The organism is Bradyrhizobium lablabi, from assembly GCF_001440475.1.
GTDB lineage: Bacteria > Pseudomonadota > Alphaproteobacteria > Rhizobiales > Xanthobacteraceae > Bradyrhizobium > Bradyrhizobium lablabi.
This window is the reverse complement of sequence record NZ_LLYB01000125.1, coordinates 197,380-224,085: the sequence shown is the minus strand read 5'-3', so window position 1 is coordinate 224,085 and position 26,706 is coordinate 197,380. Positions and strand designations below refer to the sequence as shown.

Here is a 26,706-nt window from a genome sequence, read left to right as displayed (position 1 = left end):
TTCAGCCGGGACGCTTCCGCGCTTGCCTTCGACGCCAGTGCCGCCTGGGTCTCGACGTCGCGCCGCGCCGCTGCAAGAATCTGCGCCAGCCCGGCGGACCGCTCGCGCTCCTGCAGCAAGGACTTCTGCAGCTCAGCTTCGCTGCTCCCTCCAGCCTGCTGGAGCCGGGACGCCTCGTCGCCTGCCGTCTTCGCCAGCGCAGCCTGTGTTTCGACGTCGCGCCTCACCGCCGCAAGAGCTTGCTCCAGCCGCTCGGCCCGATCGTGCTCCTGCTCGAGACGTTGCAGCAGTTCGATGTCGCGCCTTGCATTCGCGAGCTCAAACAGCAGTGACTCCGCCCAGCTGTGTTCCCGTGCGGGAGGGCGTCCCGCATCGCCGGTCGCGGCTTGCGCAACCTGCACCGATTTGTTGTCGCTGCCCCTGCCCAGCGGCAAGAGCCCGAAGCCGGCATAACCTGCTATTCCATCGGAATCCAAATTGCGGGCGGCCATCGCGTGTTGCGCATCCGCCAGGTGCCGCGCGTGATCCGGCGAGGACTGGGTTTCCGATGCCCATGTCATGGCAAGCATGGTCGCGACTATCCAGGCGGTCGCGGATCGACCCTGCGTGGGCAGGTGCATCAGTGCCGTCTGCGCAAAAGGCCCTTCATCCGCGTCGCGATCTGAGGCACCCGCAACACCGCAGCCGGTCTTTACTTTCTCGTTGGGAACGATGGCGCGCCCCATAGGCAATCCCCGTCGCATGGTGATAAGACCAGTTGCGATCCGTTATTATGCGCGCCCTGCCGATGCGAATCCTATAGCTCGCATGGAGGACCCTTCGTACCTCTTCGGGATTAGGCTGCCGGGCGTTGTGCCGGCCTACCGATACCGGCACACAATTTCTTGAATATCCCGCCTCATCCCACTGGAGGCCTCGCCAGCGACCGAACGGATCCGCTGTTTCCGTTCAAGCCGAGACGGCGACCAGATGTGACTCCTCCGGATTGCGCGATCGGCGCGCCTGGTCGCGGCGAAAGAATGCAACGGTCGGCCTCAGTCCGTCCTGCAGTCTTACGGTCGGTTGCCAGCCCAATTCGGCTTTGGCGAGGGAAGTATCGGGCCGGCGTTGTCTGGGATCGTCGCGGGGCAACGGTAAATTGACGAGCTTCGAAGAGGACCCGGTTTCAGCAAGCACCAGTTCCGCAAGCTCGCGAATGGTGAATTCTCCTTCATTTCCCAAATTGACTGGTCCAGTGAATGAGGGTCGACTGTCCATGAGGCGTACAAGACCATCTACCAAGTCATCGACGTAGCAGAATGAACGCGTCTGGCTGCCGTTGCCGTAAAGCGTAATCGGCTCGCCGCTGAGTGCCTGGATGATGAAATTGGAAACAACTCGGCCGTCAGCCCAATGCATCCGCGGCCCGTATGTGTTGAAGATGCGAGCGACCTTGATCTCGACGCCGCATTGCCGATGATAATCGAAGAACAAGGTTTCGGCGCAACGCTTTCCCTCATCGTAGCAGGATCGAGGACCAATGGGGTTCACATGGCCCCAATAATCCTCGGTTTGAGGATGAACCGAGGGATCGCCATAAACCTCGCTTGTCGAGGCCTGCAGAATTCGACATTTCAGACGCTTGGCAAGGCCCAACATATTTATCGCGCCGTGCACCGACGTTTTCGTGGTTTGCACCGGATCGTGCTGGTATTGGATCGGCGACGCGGGGCAGGCCAAATTGTAGATTTCATCGACTTCGACGTACAAGGGAAAGGTGATATCGTGGCGCAGAAACTCAAAGCGCGCGTTCGCGTGCAGATGTTCAATGTTGTGCTTGGTCCCAGTGAAGAGATTGTCCACGCAGACAACCTCATGACCATCGGACAGTAGTCGATCGATTAAATGGGAGCCCAGAAAGCCGGCTCCACCCGTGACCAAAACGCGTTTGCAACTATCATAATTACGTCGCATATTGTTCTCCGTTCGAAATGAATAGGCCGACGCTGCATTGTGCCGACAGCGTCGCAGTCACCTCCCAGACACAGCGCCTCGTTCCGATGCCATCTCGCGCAGCGGATCGCCTGCGATCGTGTCGGCCCGGCCCGTCACCAGGGGGATAGTTGCAGAACTGCTTTGCCTTCGGAGAGGCGCGTCAGAACCATCCTGGTATCGCAGGCTGACCTCAACGGCGTCACCTGGCTGTAACTCCGTATCTTCGCTTGCGATTATCCGCTCCGGCCCTTTTTCGCCCTTTCTGATGATGACGATGTCCGGCTGGCTGCCGGCTCCTCGCGCGAGTTGCGATCGAATCATCGCAGTGTATTGGAGCTTCTCAGCGACGCTCTGCAGCTTCTCGCGAATTTGGTTGAGCCTTAAGCTCGTCTCTTGCAGTTCACGGAGCAGGTCGAGCCTCCGCTGATCGTCGAGCTTTGCCAGCTTTCTGACGAACTCGTCCTGCAGCTTCTTGACCTGCAGCAGTTGCGCGAAGGTCTGCAGCTTTCGGGTTGATGACAGCAGCACCGCGCGACGCGCATCCGTAACGCGAGGGCTGGTCAGGGAGCCCTTGCCAAAGAGGTCGGACGCTTTTTGCAGCTCGTCGAGGTCTGCCTGGAATCCCTCTTCCTCTTTCTTCTGCTGCTCCGACAGCACACGGACCTGTTCGTCTCCTTGTCGAACCCCGAGCTGAAGGAATGCCTTTTCCTGCCGATAATCACTTTGCTTCGTCTTCAAGTATTCCGTTTCTGCATTGACGATTTCCGAGATCGCCGATCGAGCGAGGGGCACGTCCTTCAGAATCGCCGGATTGACCGGCGTGCCCTCTCCGAGCTCATTCTTGACGCGCCACATGCGAGCCTGTTCTTTGGCGAGTTCTGTCCAAAGTGATCCATACTCGGCTCTCAAGTCTGCGGACTCGAGATACGGGTTATTCATTCTGATGCGCATGATGTCGTAGCCGCCTGCCACTGCGACGAGCTGGCGTGCGGTGATGGACGGACGATAAGGGTATTCACCCGGCTTCGATATGTCTCCGTTTACGTAAACCGGCCTGTATTCCGCGACGATCGTCGTGACCTGATCTGCGTCGATTACGATTACGACCTCGCGGCCATCCGGAATTCTCTGGCGAAACGCCTTGCTCGCCAGCGCAGCCCCGATCTGGGCGCGGATCTGCGGTAAGGGCTGTCCGGCTACTGAAAGCATTCCGACCAGCGGAACCGAAATTTTTCCGTCCATTTGGACAGTAGGACGATGCCGCAGCTCAGGCACGCCCGCCACCGCGATCTCCAGTACATCTCCGATGTTTACCCGATACTCGGCCTTTGCTTGAGTGACGGAAATTGCCAGGCCAACAGCCACCAAGCCCCATCTAATGCAACCGCTCAGGTTGCTGGAAAAGACATCGACATGAAAACAATTGCGCGGCATGCCGGCAACTCTCTGTACTGACGTGGTCACCGGGTGAAACCCTCCAAATCTTCTCGCGGAAGGCAGCGCGTCACATCGCTACTGTCCAAGCGACGACGCCGAGACAGGCGATCCGCAAGAGCAACGTTCTGTTTATTCCATCGGGCGCCGAGCCGCTCAGTGCCCTCTACCGCGATGTTCGATTGATCGGTCCTTCAGGCAATTCGCCTTTTCGCCGGAATGGGCGTTGTGAGCGGATTGCTTTCCGACAATCTTAGTCCTGCATGGCCGCAGCTCAATCGAGCGTCGTGGTTACCCCTTTCTACCCATTTATTGCCAGCTCGAACCAGCGTCTCCGATGATACTGATTTGGCTACAGATACAGCGCGGCTGGGTGGCACAGTGCAATGAATTATGCCTCCTTTAGTAATTTGCCGGCCTCTACCAAGTTGCCGGGCCACTCGGTTGACGTCGGCAGGGCAGTCCCAGCACGCGTCGGTAGGAGCCGCCTGGCTGTCCTGTTGGTATTGGCGGCAGCGACCGAATTCTTGCTCGTAACCGTTGCGGCCTATTCCGCAGCCTTTCTCTATTATCGGCTGGTCCGGCTGCACTCGCCGGATCCCGCCCAGTACATCCCGGAATCCCTTCTGATCTCCACATTGCAGTTGCTGGTTTCCATAGGGCTCCGGCAGTACTCGCGGATTCAGACGCAGCCCCGCCACGTGTTTCTATGGAACGGGGCCACCGGCGTCTTCCTCGTGTTCTCTTTCTTTCTCTCGACGATCTTCCTTTTGAAGATTTCCGAAGACTACTCGCGCGGTACTGTCATCGCTCAGGCCGTGAGCGTCCTTCTGATGGTGCTGTGCACCCGGGCGATATGGTTTTCATCGCTGCAGCCCGCAATCGCATCAGGGTTGATAGAGGCCAGGCGCGCTATCCTCATAGGAGATCCGAGCCACTGCTTGCATTTTTCCGCTCGAGCAGCAGCCACCGGAATTCGGACGATCCGCTCATTCGACTTTCCGACATTTCGCATCGGCCCTTCAGGGCCGGCCCACTTCGGCGCCGTCCAGGCGCTGCTGGATGCCCGCCCATTGGTGATCGATTGCCGACCCCTTCGCGCCGATGACATTGTCATACTGACATCGGAGCCGGATGTGCCGGCTGCCCTCGCGCTTGCCAGTGCGCTGTCAGAACTGCCGGTTGACGTTCACGTCGTCCCGGTTGGGGCCGTCGATCTCATGGCCGTGTCGCGGATCACTCAGTTCGGCAATATGGTGACGATGCGGATCTTCCAGTGTCCCCTCACCCCGTTCAACCGGACAATAAAGCGAGCATTCGACGTCGTCGCTGCAGTCGCTGGACTTATTGTAGCCAGCCCGCTCTTCGTCATCGTCGCGCTTGCAATCAAGCTCGATTCTCCTGGTCCTGTGCTATTTCGACAGACGCGGCACGGCTACAATAACGAGCCTATTCGCGTGCTGAAATTCAGGTCGATGACCGTGATGGAGGAAGGCGACAATTTCAAACCTGTCACCAGACATGATTCACGTGTGACCCGTCTAGGACGCCTGATACGCCAAACGAATATCGATGAACTTCCGCAGCTATTCAATGTTCTGGTCGGCGACATGTCACTCGTCGGGCCGCGTCCACATCCAACCGCGCAAAACGAGGTGTTCGCCGAGCTGATTTCATCGTTCTTCCGTCGTCATAACGTCAAGCCCGGTATGACCGGCTGGGCTCAAGTCAACGGATACCGTGGCGACACCGATACCCTTGAGAAGATGCAGCGCCGCGTGGAGCATGATCTGTATTACATCGACAACTGGTCGATCCTTCTCGATCTCAAGATCATAATCATGACCTTCATTTCCCGAAAGGTGTATTGGAATGCCTATTAACCGTACTGACCCGTTATTTGACGAAACGCGGAGCGAGTTTGGACTTGGGTATCCGTGGTGTCCCACCAGACGCTTCGTTTCATTGATGTGTGAAGCCTCAGCAATTTAGCGCTGGTACCGGAAAATGATGCAGACTTATAAGACAGGTAACTCGATGGATCCGGGCACCATGCCGCCCGATTTTGGTTCGCCGGCCGATCCACTGACAGAGGCGGTGTCCTTCATACGGCGGCACCTCAGGATCATGTTGCTGACGTTCTTCGTGACGATTGCCACTGCTTTACTCTACCTCGTTGCTGCGGTGCCGACGTTTACTGCCACCTCGAAACTCGTCATAGATGCGAAAGCACCTCCAATAGACGCTGCGTCCGCGTCAACGATGGTGGAAAGTCAGATCGCGATCATAAAGTCCGAGGGTCTCGCGCGTGTCGTGATTCGGAAACTTGGTCTGGCAGAGGATCCGGAATTTGGCGCGCGATCCGGCGGCTTGCGCGGCATGATCAAATCGATATTCCAGCTGGTCGGCCTGATCAAGCCGGAAACCGAATTTAACGTAATGCGCCGCGCCCTCCAATCGTTCGACCGCAAGCTTTCGGCCAGGCGCCTCGGGCTTACATACATTGTCGAGATGACCTTCGACTCCGTCGACCCTGAGCGGGCGGCAAAGATCTTGAACACCGTCGCGGAGACACATATTGCGGCTCAAATGGAGGCAAAATTCAAATCGGGGTTGCGAGACGAGCAATGGGTCAAGGACCGAATGACCGAGTTAACCGGCCAAGCGTCGGCCGCGCAAAAAGCCGTTGCGGACTACCAAGCTGTCGACGCGGGTAAGGCCGCGAAGATGCAGGGTGATCTCCGCGATCTGGAAGCCAACGCGGAGACCTCCGCAAAAGCCTATGATAATTTTCTTCGGATGCTGCGCTACATGGAAGCGCAACAGCAATCCTCCAACATCGAGGCGCATCTGCTCATCGAAGCGTCCCGTCCCTTGGATGCCAGTTCGCCGAAAGTGGTCATCGTGCTTGGAATATCGCTAGTTGGTGGGGTGCTTTTTGGTATCGCTATCGGATTCCTGCGCGATCTGTTGGGGTGGGGCATCCGCAGCGCCGGCGACGACGCCACGGCGTCCTCCGTGGTGGTTCTTCAGCAAGGCGAAGCGTCTGTGGCCAATCAGAACCATGCACCCGCCGCCTTGTCACCGCTTCGACGCTAGAACCAAAGGGTGGAACCCGGCGCGTTAGCAGCGCAAGCCGGGATGAGGCGCCGCCCAGACGCGCAATCGAGTCCAGAAAAATCGCGTGCTCAACCAGTCGCACTCGGGCGGCCATGATCAAGGAAGGCGGCAGCGCGTCAGCCCTGCCCTTCGGCAAGAGCCGAATTAGGTAGTCCAGAAGGGTCGAAGTTCGATGCGGTTGCAAGCATATACTCGGTGGCGCGTCCACGATACGACGAAACGGCTTCGATTTTCATCGCCGGCGTCCGTCGCAGAGGTTCACAACGGTAGATGTCGAAACTCCTGCCCCTCCCAAGGATTGACGTGGCCGAACAAGCCCCCGGCGAAGCACGCACAGCAATTTTCTTTGTGCAATATTCAATGAAGTGAATGCGATGTTCGGATCCCTCTTCGGGAAGTCTGTGCTGGCCTTCGTTTATCGTTGCTCCGGCGCGGTGGTCACGTTCGCCTTTGGCATCTGTTTCGCCAGGATGATGAGCATCGAAGAGTACGGCGCTCTGGTGTCGCTGATGACCTTCGGGTTAATCGCCTCGACGATTGGTCTCGCCGGTCAGCAACTTCGCGTGCTGCGGGAAGTACCGGTTTTCGCGGCTCGGAAGGACTATGCGGCGATCGGCTCGATCGTCGCAGAACGGGTTCATGTCGTATGTTTGGGCAGTATCTCGGCCACAATGATCGCTCTCCTCATATTCGTCGCCGCTGACGGGCGGGGAGGAATATTCGGACGCTGGGAGCATTCCGCGAGCTTGCTTCTGATACTGCCATTGGCATTGATCGAAATGCAGAGCTCGCTCGGTCGGACGCTCGGGTCCGTCAACATGGCACTCCTGCCGAAGGACGTGTTGTGGCGATTGATCATCATATTGTTGGGTGGAGCTCTCTTCGCAGTCTACGGTCATCCATTGCAGGCGGCGGATGTTTTGGTGATCGCTACCGGCGTCCTGGTCCTGCTGATCGCCATGCAACAAGTTCACCTGCAACATCTCACCGAGGGCCACAGACTATTGACCACGGCAGTGATGCGATCGCGGGAGCGCATTTCCGACGTCCTTTCCACCTCCGCACCGTTCTGGGTGACCAGCGTTGCCACCGTCTCGTTCGGTGCAATCGACATCGTCATTGTGTCGGTCATCGTTGGTCCGGAATCCGGCGGATATTACTACGCTGCCAATCGGCTCGCACTTCTGCTCGACTTTTTCCTGGCGACTTTCTGCGTTCCCGCAGCACCTCTCATCGCGCGCCTGTTCGACGAGGGTCGTCGCACGGAGATCACGCGTGTCATGTCAGGTGCGACACTGGCTGCCTTCGCCGCGGTCCTTGGAGGCGTCGTGGCATTTGCGCTGGTCGGCAAGATCGCGTTGATGGCGTTTGGACCGCATTTCGTCCGCGCCCACGGCGTCCTGATGGTCCTGTCGATCGGCATGTGGGTATCGACCTACTTCGGCGTCGGAAGTATCGCACTGAACATGACCGGGCACGAGCGAGCCGCGATGAACATCATGGTCATCACTTCGGTATTGGGGATCGTGGCTATGGTTGGCGCGACCTGGCTGTTCGGGATTTGGGGAACAGCAGTTATTATCGCCATCGTATGGGTCGCGAACAGGGCATGGATGGCGGCCCACATCTACGCGGCGGAAGGGATCGATATTACCGCCACTACGATGCTACTCACCATCGCAAGGCGTGCAATACGGATGGCGGCATGAGGACCGGGTGCATTCGATCACGCGGCTTCCCAAGCCCGCTTTCGATTGGGCTGGTGGGGCTTACCTCCGCGATTGCGCGGTTACCGTGAACGTGCCGTACTGCTCAGATATTGCGGTTACGGAGATGATGCCTGGCGAGCGAGCCGCGATCGCGACGTACGAATGACAGACCAGCGATAGACTGGCCAAGCTCCCTCAGAAACAGAGGGTCAGCGAATTTCATAGGCAATCCGCGTCGGAGCTCGACGTCGGGTCACGCCTCCTGCAAAGGTTTGGTCGACATCTCGGCCTTGCCGGACGCGTGAAAAAACTGCCGGAGGCACGGCGGATCGACGCGGCCTCGCTGTACGTGGCGTTTCCGCCCATCTTCTGGATTACCCACAATTGTCGCCGCTCCGCTACCGGAGAGCTCGACCGATGTGTTTTTATCTCAATCCCTTTTGCTTACACTTGCTCAAAGTGACGTCGGCACCTCGAATGCTACCGTAACGGGAGGAGAGTTATGGCTAGATTCGATCCATGGGAGGCCCGTCTTCGGCGCCGGGTATCCAGGTCGCAACCGCTGAGTAGGTCCCCAAATGAACCAGATTCTGCGAGATTGGCTGTACTACGGCGCAAGCCGGGTTGGAGAATTGCCTTTCCTTCGCTCACGCCTCGCGGCCAGAGCAGCTATCATTATGTTTCATGAGATACAGCGTGATTGTCAGTCCGAATTGATGACGGGAACATCAGTTTCGCTTTTTGAATATTGCCTCGATTGGCTGCAGCGCGATGGATGGTCGATTGTCAGCCTCGATGAATGTCTTGAGAAATTGGCAAGGAATGATCGATCGCGCCGTTATGCGGTTCTCACCTTCGACGACGGCTACCGCGACAATGTCTCGGTGGCGCTTCCAATCCTTGAGCGGCATAACGCGCCGTTCATGATGTACGTGCCGACTGGCGCCCCAACGCGCACCATGCAGACGTGGTGGCTGGGTTTGCGCAAACTGTTTCTCTCGAGAGACAAGGTTGCAATCGATGCATTAGGCCGCCAGTTCCATTGTTCTGACGTTCGAAGCAAGACATCGGCATTGACCGAGGTAACCCGGTGGGTTCACCAGGATTATCGGCGCAGTGCAACGCTCGCGCCGACGTTCAAGCAAAATGGCATTTCGCTAGCCGCATTGAACGACGAATATTTCCTGGACGAGCGCGAGCTTGGCATTCTTGCGCGTCATCCACTCGCATCAATCGGAGGCCATACAGCCTCACATGCAGCGCTTGCGACCCTGGATGAGTCTTCAGCGCGAGCCGAACTGGCCGATAACCGTGGCTATCTGGAGAATTTACTTCAATTTCCCATTCGACACGTTGCCTATCCGTATGGCGGTCCCACAGCGTGCGGTCCTCGTGAAGAGCGTCTGGTGAAGGAGGTGGGTTTTCAAACTGCGGTGACAACACGACAAGGGCGATTGCACGATCACACACCGAACCATTTTTCTCTTCCTAGAATCGGCTTTAGCAGTCGTTCAGGCTTCACGGCTCGCATGAGCGGCATCATCGAGGTGGTGCAGCCGCCATGACCTTATCCCTACGGGCTTGATCCGGTTTGACGTTTGCACCGGCCCACGACAAGGACCAGAGCGTGAAGCGCAGCTGCTTTCCGGAAGAGCAGATCATCGGGATTGCTTATCGAAACTTTCGGATTGACGGACGCGATCATTAAGAGGTTTCAGAATGCCCGACACACCCGCCCTCAGCGTGAATCAGTTTGGTGGTTATGGATCATTCTCACGGACGCCCTGCTCGCCGGCACTTGGCTTGATCGTCAGCATATCTTTGTGCCTGAGTACCCTTTTTATTTTCCTTGGATCGGCGACGCCCAGCTATGCCGCCCAGCTTCTTTTCAAGTCGAGCTTCGAAGGGAGCCTGCTGTTCGGTGAGCCGTATGAATGTGGGACGTCATGTTGGCAGGACATCAAGGGCTCTGATGCAGTGACCGGCTATAGCTGGTCACCTCAGATCTGGCAGGGCGTCGGAATGTTTCAACTTCTCGCCGACACACCAGTTACGCCAGATACGGTCAACACTTATGTCTTCAATGAACTCCAGAAAGTCGTGGGGCCTCACGGCCAGCAAGCCTCCGCTCTTTATAGTGAGATACGGAAGCGCGGCGGCGGTGCCACACAAAACCCATACCTTCTCAGGCCCTCCACCACTGCTTTGCAACAGAACCTTTACGTGAGCTATTGGATCAAGGTTCAGCCTGACCTTCTGGAAAGACTAGGGTCAAACGGTTGGTGGGTGCTGTTCGAATGGAAGACCAATGCACAAAACAGGCTTATCACTTACATAAACACCGACCGCTTCAATAAGCCCTACTGGTACTTGAAAACGGACGATCTATCGGGTCCTGAGACCAGGACTTTCTGGGAGATCGCGAACCGCACTGCTCATGTACCGATCGGGGAATGGTTCAAATTCGAGTTTTTTTGGCACCGGAGTTCTCAACGCGACGGACGCGCATGGCAAGCCATCAATGGGCAGGTCGTGTTCGATAGCTTCGGGCCATTGCTTGGTGGCGACGACCCCATAGACCGGATCATGGTAACGCAAGTTTATGCCGGCGGACCCCCACCATTGTATCAGTGGGTAACCGACCTCGAGATATGGGATGGATTTCCCTGCGGAGACGGCGTGCCCTGTGGGACCAAGTCGACCATCCACAAATGACGGATGCATCTGCAATGTGGCGGTTAGGTCTCGGCGAATTTGATCTGAGGCCATTCTTTGGACCGCCTCAGTTGACGAACCAGGTAGATGCAACGACGGCATCAAGGTCATACACGTGCCGGCAAACCGGGCCGCCTGATCGCCTCATTACGAAAAACCCCGGACAGCTCCATCTGCTGTGCTTTCCCGGCCATGAAAAGCAGGAACAATAGATTGGATTGATGGAACACCACACCGTTTGTAAAAAACAGCACCAGAAACAATGCAACGCAGGACATCCTGTATTCAGGGTCCAGGCGCGACAGGATCACAAACCATGCAAACATGACGGTTGCCGTGCCGACAAGTCCGTAACACACCATCAAATTGAGAAGGTCGTTATGAGCAGCCATCTGGGTTGGGCCAGACCCGAAACCATAAAGCCAGATCGCTCCACGCCCAAAAAGGAGCTCCAGCAGCGATGACCGTTCCAGCATTTGAGTATAGTAGGCCCAGATTTCGTTGCGCCCGCTCGTCATATTGTAGATGTCGACCTGCTGAACGGAATCCTTCTCTCTAAAAAGCATTCGTTGGAGAAAGGCGTCCACTAGTTCGGAGTTCGACAGAAAAAATGCCGTGGCAGCGCCTGAAACCACAAGCATCACGAGAAACGCTCTCAAATTCCAAAGCGAGCTATATCTCTTGATCAAGAGTGCCAGAAGGAAACCCAAAAGGGCGGATCGGACGTTAAGAACGGCGAGTACGATCAATCCAACGATTGGAAAACCGATCCATTGATTGATCATCAAAATCGAAAATTTGACTATCGTCTGGGCGACAACATGGGACGGCTGATCATTGAGGGTGCTCAACAGATCTGCCTCAGCTCCGCTCTCGCGCACCAGGAAGATGATCACCAATCCGCACATCACGGGTGTGCCAAATATCAAAGTTCGCTTTCGCAGGCGGACAAAGATTGACGGCTCGCAGCGCGACAAGGACAACAGGAATATGATCGGCAGAAGGACCGTTATTGAAAAATAGAGCTGTGGGATCGCGTCGGCGGGTATCCAGAGCAGGTTGACTATCAGCAGCAACAGGACAGTAGCGCAAATAGCCATGTCCCCGCGAGTGATCCCAGACCATACGACTTTTATGGCCGCCAGCCCCGACGCCACACCGACGTAAACAGCCACCACCAACGTCCCCTTTTCGTCAGGACTGAGAATGTCGGCAGCGCACCTGAACATAAGAAACAGGAACAGCACGTTTACAAGCATCTGCCGGTGCTCCGTAGGGTTCGCATCTTTCAGTCCTGGTTATCTTTTATGAGTCCACGTCTCGAGCACGCTAATTGTGATAGTCGAGGGTTTGTAGAGTTGGCCTTCGAAGAGGATCTGATCGGTGGGTATGCGCACGCCGAAGGATGGCGACAACCACCCGAGTCCTGTTGCTTCGTCGCCGCGAACGACCCTGGCCCTCAATGGACCGGCGCTTGCGATTCGGATGAATTGAAGATTGTTGTGGGTGATCAGTATCCCACTCCCATCCGGCTCGACTGATGACCGGCAGGCCGGATCCAGGAGAAACGATACCGTGACGTTTCTATCTGTGAGGGCTTCGAGCAGTTCATCAACGATCGTGAACTGCGAAGCGTCATCGAATTCGACCGTTCGTCGGTGCCTTACGCCATATTGCGCGACGTAACCGTCATGCTCTGCCACAACCCGCGCAGTCGGAGCATTGTCGGATGATACGAGCCGCGCATTCGCCTTGGTCGCCCAATTGAATGGCCCGGATGGGCGACTTGATCCAGTGCCATCAAGACTTAAAGTGTTGTGAACCGTGGTATCCCTGAACAGATCCCGCAGATTCCTGTTCGAATGATACAGGTACGTTCCAGCATCCACGATAACAGGCTGGCCGCCTACAGATAGCCAGATGGAAAGCGCATCTGCGTGGCCATGAGCAGCAATTGACCGATAGCCAATTGGCCCGTGATCGAACGTGAGAACGACGGGATCCTTATGCCAGCTTCGGATTACCGAGACGCCCCCGCTCGGAAACGAACGCATTCCGACAGGCTGTGCTGGTGACACATTGGCGGATCCCAGGACTACATCGCGAATGGCTGGATCTTTGGCCGGTGGCGCGAGATCTGGACGGCCGACGCAGCCCGAAACGGCTGCGACAATGGACGCGACGTATCTTGGCTCTGGTGCCTGTGTCGTCGCGATGGCTCGGCAATCGTCGAAGTCGCCGATCGCAGGTACCTTTGCATCGCTATCCATCAACCAGAGAGAATGCTCAGACCACGCCGAAAGCCGAGCTACGGTAGCTGCCGACAGGCTGCCTTCGCGTTCGAGGGCCATAGCCGCAACGAGGAACAGTTCAATCGAAAATGCGGAGTAGCCAGGAGATTGTTCAGCACCCACGCCGTCTGGATGAATTTGCCGATCAATTTCGGCGAGCAACGCGCGCCAGCTATCCTCGCGCAATTCGACCGCACCGGGAAATCCCGGAGCCATGGTCGCCCCGACGATCAGTCCGGCAAGCTCGGCGATCCGGTGGTTGTTAGCGGAAGAATTGAGCGATGGAAATCGCCTGATCCAGTCGACATGTGCAAAGAAGAAGCGAAGCGCCGCTTTGCGTGTGACGCTGTCAAGGGAATCAACTCCGATGATGGAGAGCGCCACCGCGACCGAAATGATGCGAAGTGCGAGTTCGATGCCGGAAACCCAGCTCGGTCCACGGAAGGGTGGATTGCCCGCCACCCATGACCTGATCATACCGGCCAAAAGCACAGAATCGTTACGGTTCTTGAGCACTGCATCGGCAGCGAGAGGAACCAAGAATTGCAGCCGGTTGATCTCCCAAACGCGCTTGATTTCTCGCGTGTTGATGCCATGTCGGAACGAGATATCGAAGGCATAGGCGTCCCATTGCGGAAATGACTCGCCGGTTTCGGGGTCGATACGCCAGAAGCTCGGATCTGGTGGAATCAAAGGAGGCTTCGGCCAACGCGCACCGAGAAGGCAAAAGTTGCCGGCACGGACGTGGTCGGCTTCGCGCGCGATGAGAGCGGAGAGATCTGGTGAAGAGGTGATAATCCGGGAACGAATTCCGCGTATCATCGTCAGCGGACCACGTGGCTCAACCCCGTCCCAGCCGCCATCATGCCGGCGCGCAGCTTGCCTGCTGGCAGTCTCGAGTACCCGGTGAGCAATCTCCGCCGCACTCATTGCCGCCAGACGGTCACGGTACCAGGCGAATCGGCCAAGAACGGATCCCAAAAAACGCCTCACATGTTTGATGCACTGGTTTCGAGCATCGCGGGACAAACGATTAGGGTTTCGGTAACGCGTAATACAGGCATGTCAGCGTTCTCCCGCGCCGACCAATTCAGTCCAGATCGCTACGAGGCGTTCAGCGCAAACTTCAATGTCCAACCGAGATCTATGCAAAGACCTTCCAGCTTCCCCTAGACGCCGCCTCAAGCCGGGATCCTCGATGAGGCGACCGAGTGCGGAAGCGAGTCCCTCGGCATCACCTGGTTCGACGAACAGCCCAGTCTTCTCGTGCTCAATGATATCCGGGAGTGCCCCGACCGGGGTACAAATGACTGCCGCGCCGTGAGCTAGTGCCTCGATTACCGACATCGGGAGATTTTCACTAAGGGATGGAAGCACCAGAATATTGGCGTCATGCAACAGTGCCTCGACCTTCGCTGAATCGACCCAGCCGGGCACCGAGATACGATCGCCAAGACCCGCTCGCTCAACCGCGGCTCTCGTATCCTTCACCGCTCCGTCACCTGCCAGCGTCGCCCTCCAGCCGGGCTTGGCACTCAGGCTCGCAAGAGCCGACACAAGTTGCGGCACACCTTTTTCTGGCCCGAGCCGCCCCAAGAAGAGAACGTTGGCGGCCTCACTTATGATTCCGGGATTCTTGGAGGTCGCTTTGCGTGTGGCATTTGGAACAATGACAATTTTTCCGGAACAGTCCGGAACTCTGTCAGAAACCATCCGCTGCCAGTGGTTGCCGAGCACGACGATCCTGTGGCTCTTTCGAAACATCAGATCAATTTCATTCTTCAGGATACCCTTCCGAGAATCCCAAAATTCCTCAAACTGACCGCTGTGCAGATGCAACGTGTATGGCAGCCGACAGATTCGTGAGATGCGGGCCAGGATGAGTTTTCGATACGTGCTGCCGTGTGCCGAAAGATTTATATGCACAACATCCACTCGTCCGAGCAGCCTGAGCAGCACCAGGCGCACGATGGCAACCGCAAGGAAGACGGGTGAGAGCAGTATCGAGCCGGGGCCTCGAGTGGTGATGAAATTGGCTTTTGTGTTTGCGAAACACTCTATTCGTAGAGCGCCTCGCAACTCGTCCATCATGCGATCAACTCCTCCCTGGCCGCCTGCGCCGAGGGGAGTAAAAATGACAACCTGAAGCGGACGAACCGCTCTTTCATTGGACCTCGTTTCGCCTGCGCGAGCCGTGTCTGTCCGAATCTGGCTAGCCAACATTGTCATGTTGCTATCCTGAAGGTGCGCAGGAACATCTCGAGATTCATCAATGACCAGAGAACTCTTTCGTGGTTCTGCCGACCATCAAGGTGTTCCGTCACAAGCCTGCGAAGCTTGAGGCCGCTTACCAGCCGCGCGACGCTGGAGGTTTCACTCGCCAGCATGTCCTTTAAGAATGCACGGTAAGGACCTCTGAACCATTCTCCGACGGGCACACGGAATCCAACCTTCTTCCGCCGCAGGATTTCCGGCGGCAGGATCTTGTCCATCGCAGCCCGCAGCACCGTCTTGCCGCCCTTGCCTCCGGTCAGGAACTCGTCGGGAAATCGCGCCACGACGCCGGCCAGCACTGTATCCATGAACGGCATCCGCCCCTCGATCGAGCCAGCCATCATCATTCGATCGCCTCGCTCCAACAAATTATCCGGAAGCCAGGACGTCTGATCGAAAAACAGCGTGCGCCGCAGACTGGATTCTATCTCCGACGAGTATGGAAAGAGGTCCGGCGGCATTGCCGATAGCCGCCGCCCCAGCATCGCTTCGCTTTCCCCAACCGAAAGACCGCCGAACCATACTCGCATGCGGTTCACAGGATCGCGCTCGCCGGCGGCCAATGCGAGGATCTTCACCCGCCGCATCCCATAGGGCATTGAACGCACCAGCGGATGGATCAACCGATCATGCAATAGCTTTGGCATCAGCCATTGGTACAGACCTATCCACTGCTCAGCCCGATGCTTCGGGTATCCACCCATCAGCTCATCGGCGCCCTCTCCCGTGAGCACCATCTTCACGCTACGAGAGGCCATTTCCGAAAGCATGAAGATCGGAATGTCAGATGCCTCGCTGACCGGCGCACCACGCCGCAAGACGGCTGTCGACCAATGCTCCAGGAAGGCATCGGGCTCGACGACCAGTTCATTGTGACGCGTGCCGAACTGACCTGCGACGACACGCGCATGGTCGAGCTCTGAGTATTCCGCTTCACGAAAGCCTACCGAGAACGTTCGTATGGGCTCCCTGCTATGCCTAACCATGGTCGCCACGACCGCCGACGAGTCAACGCCACCTGAGAGATAAGCGCCGAACGGCGCGTCGCTACGCATGCGAATGCGCACGGCCTCATCGAACGTCCCTTCGAACAAGCGAACTGCATCTTCAAAGGACTTGACGTCCGGCGCTGTCGTCGCAAACGGCGGCGTGAAATAGCGTGTCGTCTTCAGCGTGCCGCCCTGCCATACGGCATAGTGACCAGGCTGCAGCTTCTTCACCGCACGGAAGAACGTGGACGGCCCCGGAACATAGCGATTAAGAAGATAGTGTCCCAGAGCTTCGGAATCGAACGCCCGGTGAAAGCCCGGAAACTGAACGAGCGGCTCAATCTCCGAACCGAAGAGAAGAACTCCGGGCAGCTCGGCGAGAAACAGTGGTTTTTTGCCGAAGGCGTCGCGGGCAAGTATCACCCGCTGCTCTGCTTCATCCCACAGCGCAAAGCCGAACATGCCGCGCAACCTGCGTACAGCGTCAAGCTGCCAGGCGCGATATGCTTCGATAAGCACCTCGGTGTCCGAGTTCGTGCGAAACCGATGGCCAAGGGCAACGAGTTCCTGTCGTAGTTCAACGTAATTGTAGATTTCGCCGTTGAAGATTAAGGTGAAGCGGCCATCCTCACTCGACATGGGTTGCGCGCCGCCACCGATGTCGATAATCGAAAGCCTGCGGTGGCCGAAGCCGATTTGAAATCGCTTATCCGCCGTCTCCTGAAGCTGGTAGCCCGAGCCGTCCGGCCCCCGATGAGCCATCAGATCGGTAAGCCTGATAAGGGTGTTGCGATCCTGATGCTTCGCCGCCTCAACGACCCATCCGAATATCCCACACATTGCGACGCCTTATATGCACGACATCAGCGACATATGCTCGCTCTGGAGCCGCCGCGATCAAGCTCTCAATCAAACGAACAGGGCCGGAAGGCCGAATGAATGGTTGCCATAGTGAGCTCGCTGAATCAGCTGTCGCGTCGCCTCAGTTCAAGTACATCAGCGCGTCGCTGGCGGCTCGGTGAATATCTCAGACTAAAGACCTTTTCATAAGCATTCAGAAGGTTTGGTGCCTCGTGGTCCCAAGCGAGTTCGTCACGGATTCTCTTCTGGCCGAATGCGCCCATACGGCGACGCCGCACCGGATCATCGATAAGCTCCAATATCTTATCGCCAAATTCCACAGTGTCCGTATTCCTTGCATACAAGGATGCCTCGGCGGCCGAGACCCGCCCTTCGGTGAGGTTGAATTGAACGATGGGCCGGCCCAAGGCCATGTACTCCATGATCTTGTTCATCGTTGACTTGTCGTTGATCGTGCTGGGACGGTCCGGATTTACGCAGACGTCTGCCGTCGAAAGTATTGTGAACAGCGTCTCATCATCAACACGGCCGGTGAACGTCACCAATTCGTTCAACTCAAGGGCCGTTGCAAGTTTTTTGACTTCCTCCAGTACCGGCCCACTTCCGACAATGACGAACTGGACATCATCGCGGCTTCGGTTCCTGCGGATGTGCCTGATCGACTCCAGCAGCAGATCGATCCCTTCCGGTTCTCCAATAACACCGACATATGCGACCAGGAATTTCCTGCCTTTCTTCCAGGCCGGGTCCGGCGGAAGCGATCGCACGCGCGAAAGGTTCGGGCCGGAGCGGACAACGAACACACGGTCCGGGCTCATTCGCCCTCGTTCAATGGCGATGGTACGGTATGATTGGTTTGTCGCTATTGATACGTCAGATAGTGCGAATGTCATGCGCTCGAGAAGAACCAGAACCCGCCAGAGCAGGCCGCGGCGCTTGAACTTTGCTTCATAGAACTCCGGGTTGATATCGTGCTGATCGTAGATGAATGACTTTCCAAACAGAAACTTGTGAAATGCACCGACTACGAAAATGAGATCCGGCGGATTGCAGGCGTGGATGACGTCAAACCCACGCGTCGTGAGAACTTTCAGGCTCAGCACGAACTCCCCAATCAGTGCCGCGCCATATTCGGCGAAATAGTTCAGCACCCCGCGCCTTTCTTTCGGCAGCCAGTGCCGATAGATGGCGATTCCGTCGATGATCTCAAATGAGGCGGTTGCGCCCGGTCCCTTGGGACAAATTACGGATACTTCATAACCATGCCGCGTCAATGTGCTGGCTTCCGACCACACTCGGCGATCGAACGGTACTGGAAGATTTTCAACGATGATGAGCACCCGGCGGCGAACCGAATTGCTGGCGCCGGGCTGGAGGGTAGGAGCGTCGACGGCCAATCTCGCGGGCACAGCATTCGAGCCGGCCAGTTCAGGGAGCTCGCTCCCAACGTGGGTCGACCTGGTCGGTTTCGCTACACCGGCTTGACCAGGGTGGCCTGCGCCGCGATCTTTACGAAAGCGTATTAACATCGATGACCCGCCCGGTGCGTAACGCCATTGTTCTTGCCCATCCTCTGGTATCGACGACGAGATCGAACAGCTCCGACTCGGCGACCGACTTCGGGACTAGTAATTTGCGGAGTGCGGGCAGATTTGAGAACGCATAGCCGAGGTTCTTCCCCAGCAGCTTGGATGGCTCGACGTGGGGATCGTAGATCGACAAGTTGATGTGCGACTGAAGAAACTTGCGAGCCAGGTCGATATTGGGACTCTCGCGAAGATCGTCGCTGTTCTCCTTGAAGGCAAGCCCCAGCATAAGCACGTGCCCGCCCGCCGGGACTGCTTTCACGCAATTCTCAAACAGGAAGTTCTTGTGCGCGTCATTCGACCTCAGAAGCGCGTCCACAACGTGAGTATGCGCCCCGACGTCGCTTGCGATGTACTGCAGCGCGCGAACATCTTTCGGCAGGCACGAGCCGCCAAATGCGCCACCTGGCCTCAAGTAATATGGCGAGATGTTGAGCTTGGTATCAGAGACGAATATCTTGTGAACTGCGGCCGCGCTAATACCGAGCTTCTCGCAAACGCGACCAACTTCGTTGGCAAAGGCCACTTTTACTGCGTGAAACGTGTTATCAACGAATTTTGTCATCTCCGCCGCGCGATACGTCGTGTAGAAGACCGGCGCGTTGATTGTTGCGTTCAACTCGTCGAGCGCCGTGCACCTTTCCCCGTCCTTCGTCCCGATCACGATCTTCGGTGGATTGAAGAAGTCTTCGATTGCCACCGATTCGCGCAGGAATTCGGGGTTGTAGACAAGCTCGACCCGATCCATCCTGTCTTTCAATACGCCTTCGAAAATCGGGAGCACCAGCTCCTCGATCGTGCCGGGCCGCATCGTGGAACGAAATACGACCGTTAACGGCGTCGCTCGAGCGGAACCGGCCAACTCCGCGATCCGATGGGAAACCTCGACGATAAAGCTCATGTTGTGAGATCCGTCCGGCGCACTGGGCGTTCCCACACAGACTATGGCCATGGCGCAATTGTCGAGATGCCGGCTCGCATCCTTGGTCGCGCTCAGCAAGCCTTTCCTGACGGCACGCGATACAATCTCATCGAGACCGGGCTCCGTGATCGGCGACTGGCCCGCATTGACGATCGCCACTTTTTCATCGCTGACGTCGACACCGATGACTTCGTGGCCGTTCCTGGCCAGGCAGGCAGCCGCAGTCATGCCAACGTAACCAAGTCCGAACACCGCAATTTTCATCCTGCTACAATAGCTTTGGGGTGTGCCAAGCAAGTGTAAGCAAAGGGGTTGGTAGCGAGGGCTGAGTGGCTACCCAATTGTGGGTACTCAAATAATGAAGCAATCTAGCGATTGCCGCGCCGCATCGTGACCGACGAGCCCGACTACACATTCGCAATCGCTACAGAGGCCGGGCAATCGGCTTCATTCACTGAATCTGACAAAGCAGTACTTGGCGAGACCTCACTCGCCTGGCCAAGGGCACCTGGAGGCGAACGCCAAGGCACTTATGTCGACAGCCGGCACGAGATCGCGCCGACTATGTTGAAAAGCTCCTCTGTTAGAAATAGATTTGGAGGGACGCCGTCCTCACAACGGATTGCTGCATAAACTGGTTGCCGTCCTCGTCTGCATCAGAGGCGCACGACATGTTGAAAGAGATTGCCGGGCACTACTCTACGAGAGCGCGAGCCAAGCGAGCAGAATTGCTGTGCAAGCATATCGCGGTAAGGCCTGAGGATCGCGTTCTGGATCTCGGCGGCGGCACAGGAAACCATTTCCATTCCATTTTTCCCAATCACAGGAAGGTCGTCATTGCCGATGTTCTGGAGGATGACCTCAAACTGGCGCGGGAGAAATACGGGTATGAGACCGTGCAGCTGCCCGATGGGGACGAAAGCCTGCCATTCACGGATAAGGAGTTTGACGTCGTCTTTTGTTCGTCCGTTCTCGAACATGTAACCGGGCCCAAAGAGGACGTTGAATGGACCAAGGACGGCCCACATTTCGAGGCGGTTGGGCGCGAGCATCAATTTGCGTTTGCGACCGAGATTCGTCGAATAGCCAAACGATACTACGTGCAGACGCCATACAGGTATTTCATTATTGAAAGCCATAGCTGGCTGCCGGGCATTATCGTTTTCCTTCCTCGCCCTGCCCTTGTTCATCTGCTGCGGTTCATGAACAAATTCTGGCCCAAGCAGACCTCGCCTGATTGGCGTCTGCTGACGATAGGCGAGTTTTCGCAGATGTTTCCTGATGCGATAATCGAGCGGGAGAAGTCACTTGGATTTATCAAGTCCCTCATGGCTATCAAAGCATGATCAGGGATCGGCAGGACCGGCGGTCAGAAGCCCGCTGAACCAGCCTTACTTTCTCCAGGTGAAGACAGACGACACTGCGTAGTTCCACACCGCTCCGACAACGGCGCCGGCTACCCCAGCGACCCACCAGGTGATATTCGCATCGTAGATGTAGGTGCCAACTCCGACGTTTGCGAATGCTCCAACAAGGCAAATCAAATAGAATGAGAGCAGGCCATAGACTAAGCCGCGCCCCGTCAGGCGCCGATCCCGATAAGTGAAAAAATTGTTCACATTGAAGTTGAATGTCATTGCGACGAGCACGGCGATGCTCTGCGCCACCAGAAAGCTCAGGCCAAAGACCTTCAGGGCCAGGCCGAGAGCAGCGAGGTGAACGAACAGGCCCAGCCCACCAACGGCGGCGAACAAGACGAAGCGAACTGGAATGATGTGGCCGAACAACTTGTCGGCAAGCAGCACAAGGTATTCCCACACGACGGCGCTATCGAGTTTGCTTTCGCCGAAGTTTCTGGCGCGGAATTCATACGGAACTTCGATGACCTTCAGCGGCTGAGGTGCGGAGGCGACCAGGTCGACCAGGATCTTGAATCCGATGGTCGACAAGTTCGGCAGCGCGGCTTCGAAAGCCCGCCGTGAGATGACAAAGAACCCGCTCATCGGGTCCGAGATGTGGGTTTTCAGCACCAAATTCGCCAACCAGGTCGCTCCGCGGCTGATCGACTGCCGTTTCTGATCCCAATCTCCCATACCGCCGCCCTGCACGTATCGAGAGCCCACGGCGAGATCGCATTCACCTCTGGCGACAGCCTTCCAGAGCTGGGGCAAGATCGCCTCATCGTGCTGCATATCGGCGTCCATCACGCCGATCGTGGAAGCCGAGGACGCCAGCATCCCTTCCACGACCGCGGACGAAAGTCCCCGGCGACCAACTCGCTGCACCGCACGAACCCGGTGATCCCGACGGGCAATTTCCCGCACCTGATTGCTTGTGCCATCGGGGGAATTGTCGTCAACAACGATCAGCTCCCAGGAAATTCCGTCCAGGGCAGATTCGAGCCTCTCAAGAAGGGGAATGATATTCTCCCTCTCATTGAAGGTCGGCACAATGAGACTGAGCTCAATCTCTCGAACATCTTGGGAAACAATCTGGTCCATGGACGTCAATCCCCAGTCCGGATGCCCGTGGGCATCAGGGTGCAGATCGGTTGGGAAGCTCGGGCACGTAGATCAGAATTCCGCCGGACCGATGCACCAGCTTCATCCATTGCGGCGGGTTACCCTGAGCGAGTTCCTTCACCAGGCGTGACGGCAGATCGCTTTTGACGTCTGCGCCCTGCCCTATTCCGCGCGAGAGCTGTCCTGCGACAGCGTCGCTTACGATGAGTACAGCCGTCGCGTTAAAGCGCTGCATGGTTGCGAGTAGCGTCGGTTCGTTCCACTCGACCGTGCTGAACTCTTGTCCAACCAGAGATATCGTCGGCCTTCGCAGCACGTAGCCTGCTGCTTGTCCATTGTTGGCAACGATCACTCCATTCTCTCCTGCAAGCTCCTGTACGACAGCGCGCGCGGATTTTGTCGCCAAGGGACCGGCCAGTGCTGAAACGTCCAGAGGCGGCGGATTGCGCAGCGCCGACAGGTTGAGAAACGCGTACGGAACGAGGCTTCCAGTGAGCAGGATGAGAAACAATCTGCGCGAAGCGCCCGCTCGCGGCAAAACCCGCATCATCTCGTTGAACGCAATACCGAGGAGCAGGATCAACAATGGAGTGAGCGGCACGAACATGCGCACGCCATAAGAAATGACGCTTGTCAGCCCGGCGTAGATCATGCACGCGCTGTATACGAGAACCAGCAGGAGCAGGTCGGTAGCGGTGCCTTTAAGCTTCGGCCCAGGCGAATGCGGGGCGGTACGATATCGAATGTAGTTCCACGTGATCCATGCCAAACCCAGGTAGAACAACCCAGCGCACAGCGCTCGTGCAACGGTTATGCCGTCAAACGGGGCATGACCGGGCCCGACGAGGAAGATGCCGTTGATCGCTCGTGCGGTATTAGACAGCACGGATAGAAGCTCGTTGGAAACTGCCTTTTCGTTGCCTCCCCGCCAGTTGCCAACGAGCAGGAGATTTCGCGTGATGCCGATGAGCACCGGGATACTGGCCACGGCGAGCGAAATCGCATGGCCTCGGGCGAGCAAACGATAGCCTGCCAGGAAGCTGTGGACGCACAGCACGGCGAGCCCGAGCACGAAAAACAAGCCGGCATAGCGCACAAAGTATGCCGTCCCGAAGGCAAGTCCCACCGCGAGCCATAACCAGTCGCTGACTTCTCCCTGGCTCAGCCGCGCGCTCACGAGCAGCGCCGTGCCGCCCAGGATCAGCAGCATGAACAGCGGTTCCGCCACCGCGGATGCGCCGAACTCGGTCACGGGAGCATTGATGACGAAAACGGCAAGAAGGACGTTGCGCATCGGCGCCGAGAGATTGAAGCGCTCGGCGAGCCATCCGAGTATCGGTACGCACACGATCGTAGACAGCATGCTGATCAACACTGCGGCCGTTTCCAGCGGCACCCCGAGCCGGCCGATCAGGGCGATCACGAGCGGATATCCCATCGGAAAGGTGACGACAGGCACAGGCACAACGCCGAGCGAGCGCTCGGCATCAAAGTGGACGATGGACGAGAAGCCGAAATGTCCCTGCAGGGCGTTCTGCGCCACGCTCAGGTATTGAAAGCTGTCATTGGCAAGATATGGGGTGAATCCCGGGTACATTCGTAACGCGATAAGGATCGCGCATGCGGCCGTCCATACCCATACAGAGGCTGTTGGCGCGAATAGCCGCGCGTCCGAAACGTTCGTGGCGAAGGTACGAACACTCACGCCGCTGCCTTCCGCGTATGCCGGGCTGCGTGTCCCGACATGGGGATCCTCGCCATATGGGAGAGTGCAGCTAGTGGCCGAAGAACNCGCGGTGAAGACGTTTACCGGTCTTCAGATTGATGCGACCCCGACGACGCCGACGTCTCCAACCACGCCAACCACTCCTACCACCCCTACGTCATCCGTCACGAAGCCGGTCCTCTCCGTCGCAGACGATTCGCTCAAGGTGTACGGCAGAGGCGGTACGGTCAAGCTGGGGACCACGGTGACAACGACCGATTCTAACGACCGCGTGACTGTGCACATCACGGGGTTGCCGAAGTACGAGTCGATCACCAGCGCGCTCGACGGCCAAACGTTCAGGGGAAGGGACATCACCTTGACGGCCGCGCAGGTCAACAGCGGACTGACGCTGACATCGAACTACAAGGGCGGAGGTCATCCCGTCGCGGAGCTCACGCTGACCGCAAGCGCGACGGACCCGGTCACCGGCGCCGTGGCGACGGCCGCGCCGCAGACCATCATCGTGACGGATCCGCGGCCTACGGCTACGACGACCACGACTGCGACGACCACGACGTCGCCGCAGACCACCACCGCGACCAGCCCTGTGTCCTCGACCTCGACGAGTGCGGGCTGGCTGGGCGATCGTCTGGCGCGGCAGCAGCACGTCGAGCCGGTCACCGGCACCGCAGCGCCCACCGCGCAGCGGCCGATCAGCGGAGCGGATCAGGCGCTGGCAAGCGCCACGAGTGCGGGGTTCCTGGCGAACCAGGGCTTCGAGCGGCTGCAGCAGCACGTCGAGTCGTTCGCCAGCACGCTGGCAACCGGGCGGCAGCAGGCGTTCGCGACGGATTCGGCAGGCGCGAGCACGGCGTCGCAAGCGAGTCAGAGCTTCGCACTGCTGAGCCAGTATCTGGCCGGTAACACCGGCCGGGTCGACTCCGGGCAGATCGTGTCAGCCGTATCGCAAGCGGCCGGTTGGGCGCAACAAGCCATCCTGACCAGACCACACTGATCCACTACTGCCGCACCCGGGGCGCTGGCGCGCCCGGGTGCGGCGCCATCCTCCGAAACGTTCGTGGCGAAGGTACGAACACTCACGCCGCCGCCTTCCGCGTATGCCGGGCTGCGTGTCCCGACATGGGGATCCGCGCCATACGGGAGAGTGCAGCTAATGGCCGAAGAATNTTATGCAGGTTACGCCCTACGCCCGAGCTCACAACAGCCCTGATGCTGCATTCCGCGCAGAAACTAGCACCACCACTTTGGAAATAGGGCCGCCCAAGTCAGCATGTCGCCGCTGAGCTACAAGCGTCGGCTCCTGGAAAAACGGCAAATCGTCAAACACTGACTTCACTGACTTTCACGCGCAGTGAAGTACCGGTGATGTCGTCTATTGTTCGTCCGTTCGTGAGCGTCGGCGGCGTGGCGAGTGTCACGTGAAGGCGCTGCCTCGCGCGAAGACTTTCAATTCATGGCACCGACTAAGCGTGAACGAAGCGGCCCTCGCACCACGCGTCAATTGACGCTCGCGTACGTTTGTTCTGGCTGGCTCCGCCACTTTCGATCCCTTGCAACGCTGACGACAAGCAATCTGATGAAAAAGTCGCGCCTCTGCCTTGAATCGACCCGATATGGGAAAGTTTTGGGCGCGTATTGGGCTAGATACATGCGGATAAATCATACTTTGAAAGTTTTTTCGCCATTTTTACTTATTAACCCGCANTTATGCAGGTTACGCCCTACGCCCGAGCTCACAACAGCCCTGATGCTGCATACCGCGCAGAAACTAAGCAGTACCACTTTGGAAATAGGGTCCGCCCAAGTCAGCATATTGTCGCTGAGCTACAAGCATCGGCTCCTGGAAGAACGGCAAATCGTCAAACGGCTGCACTGGCTTTCACGCGCAGTGAAGTACCGATGATGATCGCATTGTGTCTGCTCCTACCCCGAGAGTTTGACGAGCGTTGTCGCGGCGAGCGTCACTGTGGAGGCGCGGCCTCGCACGAAGACTTCGCCTACGATCAACAGCGCGACACTTGCATCCGAGTGCGCAAACCAGACTTTCAATTCACGGTGCCGACCAAGCGTGAACGAAGCCCTCGCACCACGCGTCAATTGACACTCGCGCGCGTTTGTTCCGGCTCTGATGAGAAGGTCGCGTCTGTGCCTTGAATCGACCCCATATGGGAAAGTTTTGGGCGCGTATTGGGGCTACATACATTCGTATAAATCATACTTTGAAAGTTCTTTCGCCATTTTTGCTTATTAACCCGCGNACCAGCAGTCGGGGGGGCGAAATCCCACTGCTTTGAAATCCGCTCGCGGTCCGAGGCTGNCGATGCGTTGAAATGTGTTCGCGATGCCAGTTGCTGCGAGCATGCGGTATGCCGTGCGCCCTTGAGANCGATGCGTTGAAATGTGTTCGCGATGCCAGTTGCTGCGAGCATGCGGTATGTCGTGCGCCTTTGAGGNTGCGCGGCAGTGGAATTCCCTAACACTTGTAACTCGATGGAGTACCGAAATGGCTACTACTGACGGCACAATCACGTCGTTTACGGCTACGCCGCAGTCCAACCTGCAGATCGGTGGCGTCTCCTA

At 57.4% G+C, this 26,706-nt stretch carries 16 protein-coding genes and 1 pseudogene; 7 read left to right on the top strand and 10 right to left on the bottom strand.

Features of this window, described 5'->3' with window-relative positions:
• The 3 genes and pseudogenes from CQ14_RS45040 to CQ14_RS36485 form a co-directional block, all read right to left on the bottom strand.
• A pseudogene (locus CQ14_RS45040) lies at positions 1-725 on the bottom strand (hypothetical protein); the annotation flags it as partial.
• A 223-nt stretch (positions 726-948) separates the two neighbouring features.
• Positions 949-1,953 carry a UDP-glucuronic acid decarboxylase family protein gene (locus tag CQ14_RS36490; protein WP_057862562.1) on the bottom strand — a complete coding sequence of 335 codons (1,005 nt, stop codon included), beginning with the start codon at positions 1,951-1,953 and terminating at the stop codon, positions 949-951.
• Positions 1,954-2,010: 57 nt separating this feature from the next.
• The gene (locus CQ14_RS36485; protein WP_245320794.1) at positions 2,011-3,438 is read right to left on the bottom strand and encodes a polysaccharide biosynthesis/export family protein; all 1,428 of its coding nucleotides are present in this window, start codon (positions 3,436-3,438) and stop codon (positions 2,011-2,013) included.
• A gap of 356 nt (positions 3,439-3,794) precedes the next feature.
• Here CQ14_RS36485 and CQ14_RS36480 point away from each other — a divergent pair, with 356 nt between their 5' ends.
• The 5 genes from CQ14_RS36480 to CQ14_RS36455 all read left to right on the top strand — a co-directional run bounded on the left by CQ14_RS36480 (position 3,795) and on the right by CQ14_RS36455 (position 10,952).
• Positions 3,795-5,291 carry an undecaprenyl-phosphate glucose phosphotransferase gene (locus CQ14_RS36480; protein WP_057862561.1) on the top strand — a complete coding sequence of 499 codons (1,497 nt, stop codon included), beginning with the start codon at positions 3,795-3,797 and terminating at the stop codon, positions 5,289-5,291.
• 124 nt (positions 5,292-5,415) lie between these two features.
• Positions 5,416-6,507 (top strand): GumC domain-containing protein, encoded by a 1,092-nt coding sequence (locus tag CQ14_RS36475; RefSeq protein WP_057862560.1) that lies wholly within the window; start codon positions 5,416-5,418, stop codon positions 6,505-6,507.
• Positions 6,508-6,902: 395 nt separating this feature from the next.
• Positions 6,903-8,237 carry a lipopolysaccharide biosynthesis protein gene (locus tag CQ14_RS36470; protein ID WP_057862559.1) on the top strand — a complete coding sequence of 445 codons (1,335 nt, stop codon included), beginning with the start codon at positions 6,903-6,905 and terminating at the stop codon, positions 8,235-8,237.
• A 578-nt stretch (positions 8,238-8,815) separates the two neighbouring features.
• Entirely contained in the window at positions 8,816-9,802 is a 987-nt protein-coding gene (locus CQ14_RS42950; RefSeq protein ID WP_082650184.1) for a polysaccharide deacetylase family protein, read from the top strand.
• 154 nt (positions 9,803-9,956) lie between these two features.
• A complete protein-coding gene (locus CQ14_RS36455) occupies positions 9,957-10,952 on the top strand; it encodes a hypothetical protein (protein ID WP_199805711.1) in 996 nt (331 codons plus the stop codon).
• A 107-nt stretch (positions 10,953-11,059) separates the two neighbouring features.
• Here the strand turns inward: CQ14_RS36455 and CQ14_RS36450 are convergent, their stop codons facing one another.
• From CQ14_RS36450 to CQ14_RS36425, 6 genes are all read right to left on the bottom strand, one after another.
• Positions 11,060-12,211: a hypothetical protein gene (locus CQ14_RS36450; protein ID WP_057862555.1), complete on the bottom strand. Its 1,152-nt coding sequence runs from the start codon at positions 12,209-12,211 to the stop codon at positions 11,060-11,062.
• A gap of 39 nt (positions 12,212-12,250) precedes the next feature.
• Positions 12,251-14,224, bottom strand: coding sequence for an alginate lyase family protein (locus CQ14_RS36445; protein ID WP_199805710.1), 1,974 nt, complete (start codon positions 14,222-14,224; stop codon positions 12,251-12,253).
• 84 nt (positions 14,225-14,308) lie between these two features.
• A complete protein-coding gene (locus tag CQ14_RS36440) occupies positions 14,309-15,334 on the bottom strand; it encodes a glycosyltransferase family 4 protein (protein WP_199805709.1) in 1,026 nt (341 codons plus the stop codon).
• A 134-nt stretch (positions 15,335-15,468) separates the two neighbouring features.
• Positions 15,469-17,346: an asparagine synthase (glutamine-hydrolyzing) gene (gene asnB / locus CQ14_RS36435; RefSeq protein ID WP_057862552.1), complete on the bottom strand. Its 1,878-nt coding sequence runs from the start codon at positions 17,344-17,346 to the stop codon at positions 15,469-15,471.
• Between the two features lie 125 nt (positions 17,347-17,471).
• The gene (locus CQ14_RS36430) at positions 17,472-18,764 is read right to left on the bottom strand and encodes a glycosyltransferase family 4 protein (protein WP_057862551.1); all 1,293 of its coding nucleotides are present in this window, start codon (positions 18,762-18,764) and stop codon (positions 17,472-17,474) included.
• Between the two features lie 112 nt (positions 18,765-18,876).
• A complete protein-coding gene (locus CQ14_RS36425; RefSeq protein WP_057862550.1) occupies positions 18,877-20,139 on the bottom strand; it encodes a nucleotide sugar dehydrogenase in 1,263 nt (420 codons plus the stop codon).
• Between the two features lie 407 nt (positions 20,140-20,546).
• On the opposite strand from CQ14_RS36425, the gene CQ14_RS36420 reads away from it, so the two are divergent.
• Positions 20,547-21,221, top strand: coding sequence for a class I SAM-dependent methyltransferase (locus CQ14_RS36420; protein WP_057862549.1), 675 nt, complete (start codon positions 20,547-20,549; stop codon positions 21,219-21,221).
• Between the two features lie 45 nt (positions 21,222-21,266).
• On the opposite strand, the gene CQ14_RS36415 is transcribed toward CQ14_RS36420, so the two are convergent.
• A complete protein-coding gene (locus CQ14_RS36415) occupies positions 21,267-22,376 on the bottom strand; it encodes a glycosyltransferase (RefSeq protein WP_057862548.1) in 1,110 nt (369 codons plus the stop codon).
• A gap of 3,455 nt (positions 22,377-25,831) precedes the next feature.
• Here CQ14_RS36415 and CQ14_RS45400 point away from each other — a divergent pair.
• A partial coding sequence (locus CQ14_RS45400; RefSeq protein WP_210183181.1) for a hypothetical protein occupies positions 25,832-26,029 on the top strand: 198 nt, incomplete at its 5' end.
• Positions 26,030-26,706 lie beyond the last annotated feature (677 nt).

Bases quoted from the DNA above. Each gene is read 5' to 3' on its own strand.
- asnB (WP_057862552.1), bottom strand. From the start codon at position 17,346: ATGTGTGGGATATTCGGATGGGTCGTTGAGGCGGCGAAGCATCAGGAT.
- CQ14_RS36440 (WP_199805709.1), bottom strand. From the start codon at position 15,334: ATGATGGACGAGTTGCGAGGCGCTCTACGAATAGAGTGTTTCGCAAAC.
- CQ14_RS36450 (WP_057862555.1), bottom strand. From the start codon at position 12,211: ATGCTTGTAAACGTGCTGTTCCTGTTTCTTATGTTCAGGTGCGCTGCC.
- CQ14_RS36415 (WP_057862548.1), bottom strand. From the start codon at position 22,376: ATGGACCAGATTGTTTCCCAAGATGTTCGAGAGATTGAGCTCAGTCTC.
- CQ14_RS36475 (WP_057862560.1), top strand. From the start codon at position 5,416: ATGATGCAGACTTATAAGACAGGTAACTCGATGGATCCGGGCACCATG.
- CQ14_RS36425 (WP_057862550.1), bottom strand. From the start codon at position 20,139: ATGAAAATTGCGGTGTTCGGACTTGGTTACGTTGGCATGACTGCGGCT.
- CQ14_RS36470 (WP_057862559.1), top strand. From the start codon at position 6,903: ATGTTCGGATCCCTCTTCGGGAAGTCTGTGCTGGCCTTCGTTTATCGT.
- CQ14_RS42950 (WP_082650184.1), top strand. From the start codon at position 8,816: ATGAACCAGATTCTGCGAGATTGGCTGTACTACGGCGCAAGCCGGGTT.
- CQ14_RS36480 (WP_057862561.1), top strand. From the start codon at position 3,795: ATGAATTATGCCTCCTTTAGTAATTTGCCGGCCTCTACCAAGTTGCCG.
- CQ14_RS36420 (WP_057862549.1), top strand. From the start codon at position 20,547: ATGTTGAAAGAGATTGCCGGGCACTACTCTACGAGAGCGCGAGCCAAG.
- CQ14_RS36455 (WP_199805711.1), top strand. From the start codon at position 9,957: ATGCCCGACACACCCGCCCTCAGCGTGAATCAGTTTGGTGGTTATGGA.
- CQ14_RS36490 (WP_057862562.1), bottom strand. From the start codon at position 1,953: ATGCGACGTAATTATGATAGTTGCAAACGCGTTTTGGTCACGGGTGGA.